Below are 13,532 nucleotides of genomic sequence, written 5' to 3'. Positions count from 1 at the left end.
CGCGCCTTCATGGCCCGCAAGCGTTCGACACTCAGGACCGCACGCAGCCGAGCGACCAACTGTTCCGTCGTCGGGCTCGCCATCGGGTCAGAGTCCATGGTCATCCCCTCGTCGTACCCCGTCCCCGTAAAGTCCATCCATTTGCACCACAGGCAAACTTGCACTAAGTGCATCTTAGGAGCCATGATGGGTACGTGCTACTCCGTGACTGTGCCATCGACAATCTCCGCGAGCGCAAGAAGGCGCAGACGACGACGGCACTGGTGGACTCGGCATACGTGCTCGTCGCGGAACGCGGGCTCGGCGCAGTCAACGCGGACGCCGTCGCGGCGCGCGCGGGCGTGTCACGCCGGACCTTCTTCAACTACTTCCCCAGCGTGGAAGCCGCGCTCGCCCACGGCATCGGCGAATTCCTCGAAGACCTCAAGGGGCGCCTGAACGACCGGCCTGCCGACGAGAGCGTCATGGAATCGCTCGAACTGATGCTCGGCGGCCCGGCCGACCCGGCCTTCCTGCAACGCATCCTCCAACTCGGTTCCGTGGGCGCGCCCGACCTGCAGGCCCGGGCGGTCCTGCACGGTGCGGTCGACGCCTGGCTGCCGTGGTTGATCGATCACCTGCGCAGACGCCTGCCAGCCGGCACGGACGCCCTGTATGCCGTGCACCTCGCCCTCGCGGTGACGGCCGGCACCCAAGCGGCCATCCATGTGTGGGCCGAGCGCACCGACCGGGCGCTGACACCCGAGAGTTGTGCCGAGTTCCAGGCTCTCCTTGCGCGCAACGTACACACCCTCCGGACCGGCTTCGACGCTGCAGCGGTCGTCTGAAACTTCGACGCGAAAGTCGTTCTCATGGCTACATTTCTCTACCGTCTAGGCCGCTGGTGCGCCGACCGCGCCGGTCGCGTCATCGCCCTCTGGGTGGCCATCCTCTTGGCCGTCGGCGGCGCTGCCGCAAGTTTCGGCACACCGATGGCCAACCAGTTCACCATCCCCGGCAGCAACTTCCAGCGCGTCATGACCGAGCTCGGCGACTCCATCCCGCGCCTGAGCGGCGGCTTCGGGACGGTCGTCTTCGAAAGCTCGACGGGCTCGTTCACGCCCGCGCAGGAAGCGGCGATCAAGGCCACCGAGGCCAAGTGGGCCAAGCTTCCGCACGTCACCTCGGTGATGAATCCCTTTGTCGCGCAAGATCAACTCGACTCGTCGGCCAAGAAGCTCGATGACGCCAAGACTGACCTCGACAAGGGCTTCGCCGAGCTAGACGCCAACCGGACCAAGCTCGACGACGCCCACTACAAGCTCGCCCAGGGCCAGGGCCTGATCCGCCTCGCGGAGCAGAAGAACCCGAAGGACCCGGGCCTGAAGACCCTCCGACCGCAGGTCGCCGACGCGGAATACCAACTCGCCGAAGGCGAACGCAAGTGGAGCGAGGGGCGCGACAAGCTCGAAGCCGCGTGGACGGCATACGAGCAGGGGCGCAGCCAGGTTGCCGCGATGGACGGGATGCGCTTCGTCACCAAGGACGGGCGGTATGCCGTCGCGCAGATCCAGTTCGACACCAATGCCCCGTCCGTGCCGTATGAGGTGCGGGCGCAAATCCCCGAGATCGGCGCCGAACTCGCGGCCGCGGGAGTGACGGCGACCTATTCCTCCGAGATCTCCCAGGAGCTCTCCCTCGTCGGTCCCGGTGAGGTGATCGGCCTGGCCATCGCCCTCATCGTGCTGATCGTCATGCTCGGCACCCTGATCGCCGCGGGCCTGCCGATCGCGGGTGCCCTGCTCGGCGTCGGCGTCGGACTCGGCGGCGCAGTGGCGGCCACGCACTTCTTCACGATGAACCAGATGACCCCGTCGCTCGCCTTGATGCTCGGCCTAGCGGTCGGCATCGACTATGCGCTCTTCATCGTCAACAAGCACCGGCAGATGTATCTCCACGGCATCGACCTGCGTGCCTCGATCGGCCGAGCCGTCGGGACCGCGGGCAGCGCCGTGGCCTTCGCCGGAGCGACCGTGGTGATCGCCCTCGCCGCCTTGGTGTTGTCGGGGATACCGATGCTGGCCCAGATGGGCTTGGTCGCCGCCGGCACGGTCGCCGTCTCGGTGCTGGTCGCGCTGACCCTCACCCCGGCGCTGCTGCGCCTGATGGGCCCGCGCGTCGCGAGCAGGCGCACCTGGCGCGCCAGCGGGTATGCCGTCCCCGGCGACCATGCCACGCGCGTCGCTCCCGCCTCTGGCCAGGAGCACGAGGAGGAGCACGGCGGGTGGTATGTCGCCCTGATCACCCGCAAGCCCTGGCTCACCATCGCCGGCGTCATCGCCCTGGTCGCGGTGCTCGCGTCGCCCGCGCTGACCCTGCGGCTCGGCCTGCCGGACGGCGGGACCGAGCCCCGCACCAGCACGGCCTACGCCACCTATCAGAGAGTCGGATCGGAGTTCGGCAAGGGGATGAACGGGCCGATCCTCGCTGTGGCGACGCTGGACGCGCCGGCCACGACCGACGAGGCGCTGCGGGCCACCGAAAGTGAGCTGGCGACTCGCCTGGCCGGCGTCACGGGCGTGCGCAGCGTTGCCGTCGCCGGCGTGTCCGACGACAAATCGGTCATCGCACTTCAGGTCGTCCCCACCTCCGGGCCGGCCGATGCGGAGACCGTCGAGACCGTTCATGCCCTCTCCGAGCGGCTGGCCTTCATCGGCGACGAGACCGGCAGCACGATCGGCATCACCGGTCAGACCGTCGCGAACATCGAGATCTCCCAGCGGCTGGCCAACGCACTCCCCGGCTACCTCGCGACCGTTGTCGGGCTCTCGCTGGTCATCCTGCTCCTGGTCTTCCGCTCGGTCCTGGTGCCGGTCATCGCGACCGCCGGCTTCCTCCTGAGCGTGGCTGCCGCCTTCGGCGTCACCGTCGCTGTCTACCAATGGGGTTGGCTGGCAAACGTTTTCGGCGTGAGTCAGCCCGGGCCGATCATGTCGTTCACCCCCATCATCCTCATCGGCGTGCTTTTCGGCCTGGCGATGGACTACCAGATGTTCATGGTGTCGGGCATGCGCGAGGCGCACGTCCACGGGGAGCCCGCGCGGCGCGCCGTGCGCACCGGCTTCCTGCACGGCGCGAAGGTCGTCACGGCCGCGGCGCTGATCATGTTCTCGGTGTTTGGCGGCTTCGTCTTCTCCCACCTGACGATGATCCGGCCGATCGGCCTGAGCCTGGCCGTCGGTGTCATCGTCGACGCCGTCCTGGTCCGGATGACGCTGACCCCCGCGATCATGCACCTGCTCGGTGAGCGGGCCTGGTGGATGCCGAAGTGGCTCGACCGGGTGGTGCCGAATGTGGACGTCGAAGGAGCAGGCCTGACCGCGCAACTCGCGGACGAAAAGCCTAGGGCTGCGGCGAAGACTGCGGACCTGGCACCGGTTGGCTGACCCAACCGGCCTGCGCACCCCCTCATGGTCGGTGGGGGGCGGGAGCGGGGAGGGAGTCAGACGAAGATGGTCTGGGCGCCGGCGCTGATCTCGATGAAGTCGGCAGCGCTGATGACGCCCTCGACGCCCGGGTGCAGATCAGCTTCGAGCATCTTCATCATGTCGAAGGAGAGCTTGCAGGCATACATGTGCACCCCGGCCGCTTCGAGCAGGTCGAGGAACTCCGGGACGTCCGGGATCTCCAAGTCGGCCATCTGCTTCTTCATCATCTTGGTGGCGATTGCCGTCATGCCGGGCAGCTGGCCCATCAGTTGCGGCATCGACTTGTGCTCCAAGCCGGGGCGCAGGTAGCCGAGCTCGGCCATGTGCATCGCCGTATTGCCCAACATCGTGAACTTCAGGTCGGCATTGGTCTTCTTGTTGATGATGTCCAGGCCCCAGAAGGTGAAGAAGATGTGCACCTCCACGCCCTCACCCGCGGCGGCGTTGCCGAGGATCAGGCCGGGATAGGCCATGTCGAGGTTGCCCTTGGAGCAGATCAGGGCGAGCTTGCGCGGGCCGGTCGGGGCGGCGGGGGCGGCATACGTGCTCGGCACGTCGCTCGCGACCGGAGCCGCGGGGTGGCCGCCGAAGTCGGGGAGGATGAAGCCGTCGGGAATGGTGCGCATCGTGGGTCCTTGACGATCAGACGCAGCCGACCGGCTTGGGCAGGCCGGCGAGATAGGCCATCTTCTTGGCGGGCTTGCCGGGGAAGAGGGCAAAGAGGTCCTTGACGTCGAAGCCACCGACGGCCTGCATCCGGCGCAGGGTCGGGGTCACGCCGGTTTTGGCGGCGTCATCGCGCATGAAATGCAATGGCGCCCAGTGCTTCTCGGTCAAGTGTTCAATCCCGACGAGTTCGGCGAGGACCGACGCAAGTGGCTCACTCCACTGCGTGCGATCGGTAAAGAAGCCCTCGTCGTTGACGGCGAAGGTGTAGCCCTCGATGGTGTTGGTGGGCATCGTGGTCAGGCCTTTCCGGCCGGGACCTTGCCGGCCATCGACATCGCGTTGGGGACGGGAAGCGGGCGCCCGGGCAGCAGGAGATTCCAATAGATCTTCTCGAAGGCGAGCTTGCCGAGGTGGTTGCGTCGCGACTCACCGAGCAGGGTCAGCGGGCCCACCGGTGGATAGGGGAAGACCCCCGTCAGCGGCTCGGTGTCGTAGTTGAAGTCGAGCAGCATCGCCTTGCCGCGCCCGGATTCGACGAAGCAGTTGGCGTGCCCGTCGTAATGACTCGTCAGGGGCCGGCCGGCCATGGCCGCGACCAGATTGTCGACGACATGCTCGGCTTCGAAGTGTGCCACTGCCCCCGCCTTCGACGTCGGGACATTGGTGGCGTCGCCGATCGCGAAGATCCGCTCGTGCGCGGACGACTGCAGGGTGTGCTTGTCGACCGGGACGAAGCCGAGATCATCACCGAGGCCGGAGTCGATGACGAACTGCGCCCCCATGTTGACCGGGACGGTGACGAGCAGGTCGAAGGGCAGCCGCCGGCCGTCGAACCCGACCAGCGCCGGCGCTTCGGGGTCGACACGCTCGATCGCGAAGTCGGTGGCCAGCCGGATGCTGCGATCCTCCAACAGCCCGCCGAGCCGCTTCGACGCGACCGGCTTGGTGAAGGCACCGTCGAGCGGAGTGACATACGTGATGTCGACCTTGTGGCGAATGCGGCGACCGCGGAAGTAGTCGTCTGCCAGAAGAGCAAACTCCAGAGGCGCAACCGGGCACTTGATCGGCATCTCGCTGATGTGCACCAACAGCCGGCCACCGTCGAAGTCGGCAAGCGCCTGACGCAGCGCGGTCGAACCGGCGAGTGTGTAGAAGTCGAATGCCCTTGTCCGCCAGATCTTCTCGTCCGCCAACCCGGGAGTCTGCTCAGGCCGAGGCGAGGTGCCGGACGCGATGACCAGCCAGTCGTATGCCAGCTCCCGCCCGTCGGCGAGCGACACCGCGCGCCGCTCGGGGTCCACGCGTGTCACCGCGCCTTCGACGAAGGTCACACCGTCGGCAAGTTGGCCGCGTCGGGATCGCACGACGCGCTCCGGCGTGGACTTGCCGAAGGGAATGAAGAGATAGCCGGGCTGGTAGTGATGCGCATCGTCGCGGTCGACGACGGTGATCGAGTCATCCGCACCGAGGCGGCGCTGAAGAAGGTTCGCAAGCATCGTGCCGGCTGTTCCGGCCCCCAGGATCACCAGTGTGGCCATACCTCGACGCTATACCTCATGGGGTATCGAAATCAGCCGAGGTGACCCTTGCTTCCGCCGACCGCTCGGGGCTCGGGCAGGAGAAGCACGGGCGGGCCGTGGTGGTGGCTACGGGCGATCAGCCGGCCGTCGAGGCGCAGCTCGGGCCCATGGGTGGAGATGTCGTAGCCGCCTCCCGTCTGGCGCGGCGGCACACCCTCCATCGTCAGGTGGGCCAACGGCATACGGGCTCGTGCGGACGCGACAACCTCGCGGACTGCAGCGGATTCCGCTGCGGGCCAATACTGTTCGGTGATCGATTGCCAGACGACCGTCAGGACGTCGCCTCGGGGCTGCGCCAGTTGAGATGCCAACCACGCGGACGCACCGGCAAGGTCGACGGCCACGGGGTGGGCTCGCCCGATGTCCAGCGCCGCCGCCAAGCGCTCGTGCCGCGCGAGGTCGAAGGGCCACACGAAGGACGTCAGATAGCGCGCGCCCTCCGGGGTCGAGGCAGCGACGGGATCGAGGTCACAACCGCGCCGCTCGACGATCTCCAGGTCGACCGGCCCGGCGTCGGCCGCCTGCGTGTCGAGCACCAACGGACTCGATGGCGATCCCCACGCCCAGCCCGGTCCGGTGATGCGATATCGGTCGACATTGAGGTTCAGGCCCGCTGACGCGCCGGGCTCGAGCAGCCGCACGCGCCTGATCCCGCTCACCCGGACCGCCGCGAACAGGCCGATGGCGAGCACCGCTGACCGGCCGACCTCATTGGTCTGCGGCGGGATCGCCAGCGCCGCACGCAGCTCCTCGACGTGCGCGAGCAGCACGGGCTCCGCGACCGGCCAGACGCTGTCGGCCGGGGCGGCCCCACCAAGACTCGGATAGAACGCCGCGAGTGGGGGCGCCTCACCGCGCAGCACGATGCGGAAGAGCCCGGCCAGGAGGCGCAATTGCACCGCATCGCCCCGACTCGCGGTGCCGACGACATCGCGGCAGATCAGGGCCGTGACGCCACCGGCGTCCAGGTCGTCGGCCAGGTGGTCGAGTAGGACGCCGTAGAGGTGCTCGCGGTGCCCAAAATGCTGGCGGAATTGGTCGGCGAGAGTCGGCACCCACCCACTGTGCCGCACCAACGCGGAGTCAGCCGTGCCGAGGGCGAGGTCGCGATCCTCAGTTGGTCGGCGACGCCGTGGACCCGGGTAGGCGCGGGTCGGTGACGCCGCCCTGGCCGGTGCCGCTCTGGCCATCCATCCCGGGCTGTCCAGCCATGCCGTGATCGCCATCCATGCCGTGGTGGCCGCCCATCCCGCCAGGACCACGGCCCATGCCGGTCTCGACGGTGATCGTCTTCAGATCCGCCGACACCTGGACACGCACCGGCGCACCCGCCTTCGTGCCGAACGCGTCATACGACCCGTCCTCATCCTTCTGCACGCCCGCAACCGTGACGGCCGAATCCTTCGCCTTGATCGCGTCGGTCACCTTCGTCAACTCCGCACCCGTCACCGGCGTATGAGCGTGCCCGCCCATCCCGCCAGGACCACGGCCCATGCCGGTCTCGACGGTGATCGTCTTCAGATCCGCCGACACCTGGACACGCACCGGCGCACCCGCCTTCGTGCCGAACGCGTCATACGACCCGTCCTCATCCTTCTGCACGCCCGCAACCGTGACGGCCGAATCCTTCGCCTTGATCGCGTCGGTCACCTTCGTCAACTCCGCACCCGTCACCGGCGTATGAGCGTGCCCGCCCATCCCGCGGAAGTCCTGCTTGCCGGTGGTGCCGCCCTCGCTGCCCGACGTGGAGCCGGAGGGCGCGGACGTGCCGGTGGTGCCGCCCTCGCTGCCCGACGTGGAGCCGGAGGGCGCGGACGTAGACGTCGTATTGGGCGTGGAATCCGACGACGCGGCATACGCGATGGCGCCGCCGCCGGCCAGCAAGAGCCCGGCAGCGCCGACGGTGACGGCGGTCAGATTGGCCCGCTTGGATGCCATGGTGATGCACTCCTCGTGATCGAATGTGGGCGCCCAGGCGCCCCGACGTGAGCTGAACTCTGCGCGCCCAAACTGTCACGAAGCTGTGGAGAAGCTACGACTTGGCCATCGCGTTCACCTGGCCGCGGGACATCAAGCATCGACCACAGGGCCCGTTCTCCGGTAGGTTGCCCGGAAACTCCGCAGTTCAGCCGACCGATCGACCTTGGGGGACCACCACATGACCGCCCGAAACATGCTCGCCAGCCTGCCGGTCCTCGGCATGGCTGCGCTCGCTCTCCAGCCCGCACCCGCCACCGCCGCCGGGACGACCATCGACGTCGCGGTGACCGGCAAGGACACGAACCCCGGCACCGCGGCCGCGCCCTTGAAGACCATCCAGGCGGCCATCAACAAGGCCACTCCCGGCACGACAATTCGGGTGCACAAGGGGACCTACTCCCAGCAGTTGATCATCCGTAAGTCGGGAAAGCCCGGGCTGCCGATCACCATCACCTCGGCCGGTGACGGCGAGGTCATCGTCACTTCCACCCAGCCCACCGAGAGCTGCGACAACCGCAAGCCCTCTCCCAACCGCACGATCTTGATCCAAGCTGGCTCCGACTACTGGAATTTAAGCAAGCTGACCATCGTCAACGGCGTCTACATCAATGGCGGCGGCGCTTACGAGGTCTACACCTGGCACGACGATCTCGTCGACGCGCACGTCTGGGAGCCTCGCCGCAAGGTCCCCGGCACCTTCAAATACGACCCCACGGGGGCCAAGGATGCGGTCAGTTATCTCTCCAAGGTGCTCGGGCGCGGACTCAACCCCTCCGACCACATCGAGATCACCGGCAACAAAATGTCCGGCCGGGGCATTCACGCCAGCTTTGCCCGCTTCGGGGCCATCAAGGACAACACCATCACCAACGTCGCCTGCGGCACCGGCCCAGGCGTCTGGATCATCACCTTCAGCAACTTCTGGGAGATCACCGGCAACGACGTCTCGCACATCGCGGACTCGGCAGGCAGCCACTTCATGCAGGAGGGCATCCGCCTCGGCACGGCCTCCAACTACAACCACGTGGCCAACAACTATGTCCACGACCTGGGCGATGACGGCCGCGGCATCGCCACCGATGTCGACGCGAGCTACAACCTCTTCGAGAACAACAACGTCGTCAACGCCCCCATCGGTTACAACGACGAGATGTCCGGCTGGGGCAACACCTGGCGCAACAATGTGGCCAGCAACTTCAAGATCCTCGGCTTCGGCTTCCGCATGAAGGACGCCGTCCTCAAGCTGCCCAGCAAGGACACCAGCACCTGGTATTCGATCGTCGACGGCAACAAGGCCATCGGGGGACGCAGGGGGGCCGCCGGGCTGTCGATCGGCGCCATCGGCGGGAGCAAGTTCACCAACAACAGCTTCGGTTATATCAACCTCGGCGCGTATGTCGCGGGCTACTGGGCCAAGCAGGGCAACACCTGGAACGGCACCACCCAGCCCCCCAAATAGGTCGCGGCGCCCTGAAGGTCGCACCCATGGTTTCGTCACCACGGCCTAGGGTTCGACCTTTCAGGGCGCGACCGGGGTCACCCGCAGCACGACATCGCTCGCGCTGCCGTTCGAGGTCAGGATGTAGAGCGCACCGTCCGGTGCCTGGCGGATGGTGCGCAGGCGGCCATACGTCCCGGCCAGCTCGGGCACCGAGCCCACTGCCGTGACGGCGCCGGCAGCATCCATCGTCAAGGTGAGCACGGCCGAGCCCTTGAGTTGCGCGACGAAAGCCTGACCGTCATACGCCCCCCAAGCGGCACCAGTGACAAAACTCATCCCACTGGTTGCGAGCGTCGGCACCCCCGAGGACCACACGGCCGCAATGGCTTTCGGAAATTTCACGAGGTCGGTCATCGGGACCTGCTGGTAATAGCCGGGAGCCCCGGACGGGTCGACGGGGTTCCAGCCGTAGTTCGCCGCCTTCTTGACCTGGTTGACCTCGTCGTCCCAGTCCGGCCCGTGCTCAGCATTGAAGATCTGCGTCGTGCCCGGCCGGAGAGCAAGGCCTTGGACATTTCGGTGCCCGTAGTTCCACACGAAGCGACGCGGCGTGGTCGCGCTCGCCCACGGGTTGCCGGCGGGGACGGCGCCCGAGCGGCGCACGCGCAGGATCTTGCCGGCCAGGCTGTCGCGATTCTGCGGAGCGCCCGCCTGGCCCGCGTCGCCGGTGCCGATCATCAACGAGCCGTCCGGGGCGTTGAGCAGTCGGCAGCCGAAATGCGGTTGGCCGAACGGTATGCCCGCGATGACGGGCGCGCCCACCCGCGACGCGACGGTCCCGGCAGCGTTGAGGCGCCAGCGCACGACGCGGACGTCATTCGGCGCCTTGTGGGTCTGACAGGTGTAGAAGAGGCGATTGGTCGCGAAGCCGGGATCCACGACCAGGCCCATCAGGCCCCCCGGTTTGGCGAGATTCAGGTCCCCCAGCGGCGCCGACACCCTCTGCAAGGTGCTGCCGGGCGCGGTCGACCCGAGCCACAGCCGGCCGGGGCGTTCGGTGAGCAGATAATGCGTCGCGTCGATGAAGTCGAGATCCCAGGGGATGTCCAGCCCGCTCGCGACGACCTGGATGTCGAGTCCGGGCTCACCCTCATGCGGGCTGGCGCCCTGAGCGGCCCCGCCTGCTGCGGTCAGAGCGGTGCAGGTCGCGCCCAGGGTCAGCAGGGCCGTGCCGAGTCCTGCCTTCATCGGTGCCACCTCCCTCACGTGACCATGATGTCAATCCGGCGCCGGACAGGGAAGGCTTCGCGCAGCGCACCTTGCCATGCTTGCCGCATGCCGTCCGCTCCCCTCCGCGCCCATCGGCCGGCAGGCGCGATGTGAGCGCCGCCACATCGTTGCCGCGTCGACGAGCGACGATCGTGATTCCGCTGGTGCTTGCCGGGCTCGCGACGCTCGGTCCGTTCAGCATCGATGCACCCTTTCCGGCCTTCCCACAGATGGGCGCGGACTTCGGGGTCGGCGCGGCGCAGATGCAGCTCGTCGTCAGCGCCTATCTGTTCGCCTTCGGCGCGATGAGCGTCTTCCACGGGCCGATCTCGGACGCGCTGGGACGCAAGCCGGTGATGCTCGCAGGGGTCACGGCATACGGGATCGCCTCTCTCGCAGCGGCCTTCGCTCCCAACCTGGCGGTCTTGCTGCTCTGCCGGGTGGCCCAAGGCATCTCCGCCGGCGGCGGTGTCATCGTCAGCCGGACGATCATCCGCGACCTTTTCGAGGGCGCCGAGGCGCAGCGATTGATGAGCCGCGTGGCCATGATCTTCGGCCTGGCCCCCGCGATCGCCCCGGTCGTCGGCGGCGCACTGCTGCAGACCGGCCGCTGGCCGGTGATCTTCGTCTTCCAGGCCGGGATCGCGCTCGCGCTGATCTCGGCGGTGACCCTCCTCCTTCCGGAGACCCACCCGGCGAGCCGGCGCACCTCGCTGTCGATCGGCGGGGTGCTGCAGCCGCTTGGCCGAGTCGCCCGTGATCTGGCCTACCAGCGGCTGGCCTGGGCGGCGCTGCTGGCGCAGGCGTCGTGGTTCATCTATATCGGTGGCGCCGCTATCTACGTTGCCGGTCTGCTCGGCCGCGGGGAGAGCGACTACTGGGTGCTCTTCTTCCCGATGGTGGCGGGCGTGATCCTGGGGTCGTGGGTCAGCGGGCGGACCGCGGGGCGGGTCGGTGGCCGGGCGATCATCAGCATCGGCTTCGGGATCACCGCCCTGGGGGCGCTCCTCGGGGTGGCGCTGGCGAACCTGCCGAGTGCTGCCACCTTGCCCAGCGCGATCATCGCGCCGTCGGTGATGACCTTCGGTGCGTGCGTGGCCTACCCGACAACACAACTCTCCCTTCTCGATCTCTTCCCCGCCAACCGCGGCGCTGCGGCCTCGCTAGGCGCCTGCCAGGGTCTGATCTTCAATGCGTCCGTCACCGCTTGGCTCGTGCCCTCGCTTGCCGGAGCGGTGCGGGATTTTGCGATTGCTGCCGTGGTCCTGTGCGCCGGGTGCCTAGCGCTGTGGACCTGGCATCTGCTCGCCGCGCGCCGGCCACTGCCGACTCCGGAGCACCCGGAAACTCTAGAGCCCGAGTTCTGAAGCGTGGGTAGGGTTGCGGGTCATGGACTTTCGTCAAATCGACGTATTCGGTTCGGCGGGCCTGCGCGGCAATCCGCTTGCGGTCGTGCATGACGCGGATGACCTGACCGACGCGCAAATGGCGGCCTTCGCCAACTGGACCAATCTCTCCGAGACGACTTTCCTGCTCCCGCCCACGCATCCCGACGCGGACTATTGCGTGCGCATCTTCACGACCGGCAAGGAACTCCCTTTCGCCGGTCACCCCACCCTGGGAACCGCCCACGCCTGGCTCGAGGCCGGCGGTGTGCCCCAGACGGACGGTGTGGTGATCCAAGAGTGTGGGGCCGGGCTGGTGCCGGTGCGCCGGGGTGAGCGAATGGCGTTCGCCGCGCCACCACTGACCCGCACCGGACCGGTGGATCACGACGTGCTGGCGCGGATCGGACGGGCGTGCGCGCTGGCACCTGGTGACGTGCTCGCCGCCGAATGGATCCAGAACGGGCCGGCCTGGATCGGTCTGGAACTGACGTCCGCCGCGGCCGTGCTCGCCCTTGATCCCGACCCGGTGCTGGCCCGCGGGATCTCTTTCGGCGTGGTCGGCCGCCATGACGGCGGCGGGCCGGCGGATGTCGAAGTGCGAGCCTTCTTCAGCGACGGCCAGGGGCTCGAGGAGGACCCGGTGACCGGCAGCCTGAACGCCGGGATCGCCCAATGGCTGATCAGCGCCGGCCGGCTGCCGAGCCAGTATGTCGCGCGCCAGGGCACCGCGCTCGGACGCGATGGCCGGGTCTACGTCGAGGCGCTTGGCGAGGACGTCTGGATCGGCGGCTCGACCCGCACGCTGATCCGGGGCACGGTCACACTCTGAGACCGCACCGGTCCACCGGCCGCGTGGTGACCAGCGGACACTCCCCGGCATGGCGATGTGAACAGAACTCGTCAGCGGGCGCGCCCAGCCCCAACTCGACGGCCTGAATCGTCCTCTCGACGTTCTGGATTTGTCCGCTCGACGGGCGGAGCGCGGGGCTGCTTGGGGGGTCAGGCTTGCGGGTGGTCGAGGAGGGCGGAGGGATCGTCGGGGACGTCGACGGCATACCGCTGGAGGATGGCGAGGTCGATGATCTCGAGGGCTCGCTCATTAGTGGCCGCGAGCACGACCGGTGCCGCGGCCCCGTCCTGATGCGCCTGCAGCCAGCGGGCGGCGACCACGCACCAGCGATCCCCAGGGCGCAGACCGGGGAAGTGCCATTCGGGACGGGGCGTGACCAGGTCGTTGCCCACGCCGGCCTGGTGCGCGAGGAAGTCCTCGGTCATCACGGCGCACACGGCATGGCGACCGAGATCGTCCGGTCCGCAGTTGCAGCTGCCGTCGCGGTAGTAGCCGGTCACCGGATCCAGGCCGCACTCCTGCAATGGCCCGCCCAGAACATTGCGCTCGCTCGTCACTCCCCCAGCCTGCCAGGTGACCCGTCGCGCCACATCGAGCACGAGTCGTCCGCGCCGAATCCTTGGGGTTGTCGGCGGGATTTGTCAGGATGAGACCGTGGCCCGACCGACGCCTCCGCCGCCCCCGCCTCGCGGGTGGCGCGGCGACCCTGCGCCGCGGCACGACGACCGGCACCTGCGCGACGACACCGTCGCGGACGGCACGTATGACGAGTGGACGGATCAGGACACCGAGCCCCTCGCCCGCCGCGAACGAATGCGTACCGTCGGCCGGGCCCTTGGACGCGGTGCGCGCGCGACCGGGCGCGGCACGGCGCGCGCCATCGGCCAG

General features: G+C 68.2%; 13 protein-coding genes. 6 read left to right on the top strand and 7 right to left on the bottom strand.

Annotated elements, in window-relative coordinates; all coding sequences use genetic code 11:
- Window positions 1–194 precede the first annotated feature (194 nt).
- The gene (locus tag PKH97_RS07255; protein ID WP_324386737.1) at window positions 195–827 is read left to right on the top strand and encodes a TetR family transcriptional regulator; all 633 of its coding nucleotides are present in this window, start codon (window positions 195–197) and stop codon (window positions 825–827) included.
- Window positions 828–851: 24 nt separating this feature from the next.
- Window positions 852–3,425: an MMPL family transporter gene (locus tag PKH97_RS07250; protein ID WP_324386736.1), complete on the top strand. Its 2,574-nt coding sequence runs from the start codon at window positions 852–854 to the stop codon at window positions 3,423–3,425.
- 56 nt (window positions 3,426–3,481) lie between these two features.
- Here the strand turns inward: PKH97_RS07250 and PKH97_RS07245 are convergent, their stop codons facing one another.
- Genes PKH97_RS07245 through PKH97_RS07225 form a run of 5 tightly spaced genes read right to left on the bottom strand, consistent with a single transcriptional unit; the run spans window position 3,482 to window position 7,654 of the window.
- On the bottom strand, window positions 3,482–4,093 hold the full coding sequence (locus PKH97_RS07245) for a DsrE/DsrF/DrsH-like family protein (RefSeq protein ID WP_324386735.1): 612 nt from the start codon (window positions 4,091–4,093) through the stop codon (window positions 3,482–3,484).
- Window positions 4,094–4,109: 16 nt separating this feature from the next.
- Window positions 4,110–4,427 carry a TusE/DsrC/DsvC family sulfur relay protein gene (locus PKH97_RS07240; protein ID WP_324386734.1) on the bottom strand — a complete coding sequence of 106 codons (318 nt, stop codon included), beginning with the start codon at window positions 4,425–4,427 and terminating at the stop codon, window positions 4,110–4,112.
- A gap of 5 nt (window positions 4,428–4,432) precedes the next feature.
- Window positions 4,433–5,674 carry an FAD/NAD(P)-binding oxidoreductase gene (locus PKH97_RS07235; RefSeq protein WP_324386733.1) on the bottom strand — a complete coding sequence of 414 codons (1,242 nt, stop codon included), beginning with the start codon at window positions 5,672–5,674 and terminating at the stop codon, window positions 4,433–4,435.
- A gap of 32 nt (window positions 5,675–5,706) precedes the next feature.
- Window positions 5,707–6,771 carry a DUF2332 domain-containing protein gene (locus PKH97_RS07230; protein ID WP_324386732.1) on the bottom strand — a complete coding sequence of 355 codons (1,065 nt, stop codon included), beginning with the start codon at window positions 6,769–6,771 and terminating at the stop codon, window positions 5,707–5,709.
- 58 nt (window positions 6,772–6,829) lie between these two features.
- Window positions 6,830–7,654: a hypothetical protein gene (locus PKH97_RS07225; protein WP_324386731.1), complete on the bottom strand. Its 825-nt coding sequence runs from the start codon at window positions 7,652–7,654 to the stop codon at window positions 6,830–6,832.
- A 220-nt stretch (window positions 7,655–7,874) separates the two neighbouring features.
- Between PKH97_RS07225 and PKH97_RS07220 the strand changes: the two genes are divergently transcribed.
- The gene (locus tag PKH97_RS07220; RefSeq protein ID WP_324386730.1) at window positions 7,875–9,155 is read left to right on the top strand and encodes a DUF1565 domain-containing protein; all 1,281 of its coding nucleotides are present in this window, start codon (window positions 7,875–7,877) and stop codon (window positions 9,153–9,155) included.
- 60 nt (window positions 9,156–9,215) lie between these two features.
- Here the strand turns inward: PKH97_RS07220 and PKH97_RS07215 are convergent, their stop codons facing one another.
- A complete protein-coding gene (locus PKH97_RS07215) occupies window positions 9,216–10,385 on the bottom strand; it encodes a PQQ-dependent sugar dehydrogenase (protein ID WP_324386729.1) in 1,170 nt (389 codons plus the stop codon).
- Window positions 10,386–10,516: 131 nt separating this feature from the next.
- Between PKH97_RS07215 and PKH97_RS07210 the strand changes: the two genes are divergently transcribed.
- Together PKH97_RS07210 and PKH97_RS07205 are read left to right on the top strand one after the other, a co-directional pair.
- A complete protein-coding gene (locus PKH97_RS07210; protein WP_324386728.1) occupies window positions 10,517–11,773 on the top strand; it encodes a multidrug effflux MFS transporter in 1,257 nt (418 codons plus the stop codon).
- 22 nt (window positions 11,774–11,795) lie between these two features.
- Window positions 11,796–12,623, top strand: a complete 828-nt coding sequence (locus tag PKH97_RS07205; RefSeq protein WP_324386727.1) for a PhzF family phenazine biosynthesis protein — start codon at window positions 11,796–11,798, stop codon at window positions 12,621–12,623.
- 170 nt (window positions 12,624–12,793) lie between these two features.
- On the opposite strand, the gene PKH97_RS07200 is transcribed toward PKH97_RS07205, so the two are convergent.
- Window positions 12,794–13,201, bottom strand: coding sequence for a DUF2237 domain-containing protein (locus PKH97_RS07200; RefSeq protein WP_324386726.1), 408 nt, complete (start codon window positions 13,199–13,201; stop codon window positions 12,794–12,796).
- A gap of 97 nt (window positions 13,202–13,298) precedes the next feature.
- On the opposite strand from PKH97_RS07200, the gene PKH97_RS07195 reads away from it, so the two are divergent.
- On the top strand, window positions 13,299–13,532 hold a 234-nt coding region (locus PKH97_RS07195), incomplete at its 3' end, for a hypothetical protein (RefSeq protein ID WP_324386725.1).

The sequence above is a fragment of the Nostocoides sp. genome, from assembly GCF_035343835.1.
GTDB lineage: Bacteria > Actinomycetota > Actinomycetes > Actinomycetales > Dermatophilaceae > Nostocoides_A > Nostocoides_A vanveenii.
The sequence above is the reverse complement of the archived record's forward strand: the minus strand, read 5'-3'. Positions and strand labels throughout refer to the sequence as shown.

What these genes read in the sequence shown, in the direction of transcription:
- PKH97_RS07215 (WP_324386729.1), bottom strand. Translation starts at nt 10,385, where the DNA reads ATGAAGGCAGGACTCGGCACGGCCCTGCTGACCCTGGGCGCGACCTGC.
- PKH97_RS07245 (WP_324386735.1), bottom strand. Translation starts at nt 4,093, where the DNA reads ATGCGCACCATTCCCGACGGCTTCATCCTCCCCGACTTCGGCGGCCAC.
- PKH97_RS07220 (WP_324386730.1), top strand. Translation starts at nt 7,875, where the DNA reads ATGACCGCCCGAAACATGCTCGCCAGCCTGCCGGTCCTCGGCATGGCT.
- PKH97_RS07250 (WP_324386736.1), top strand. Translation starts at nt 852, where the DNA reads ATGGCTACATTTCTCTACCGTCTAGGCCGCTGGTGCGCCGACCGCGCC.
- PKH97_RS07240 (WP_324386734.1), bottom strand. Translation starts at nt 4,427, where the DNA reads ATGCCCACCAACACCATCGAGGGCTACACCTTCGCCGTCAACGACGAG.
- PKH97_RS07235 (WP_324386733.1), bottom strand. Translation starts at nt 5,674, where the DNA reads ATGGCCACACTGGTGATCCTGGGGGCCGGAACAGCCGGCACGATGCTT.
- PKH97_RS07205 (WP_324386727.1), top strand. Translation starts at nt 11,796, where the DNA reads ATGGACTTTCGTCAAATCGACGTATTCGGTTCGGCGGGCCTGCGCGGC.
- PKH97_RS07225 (WP_324386731.1), bottom strand. Translation starts at nt 7,654, where the DNA reads ATGGCATCCAAGCGGGCCAATCTGACCGCCGTCACCGTCGGCGCTGCC.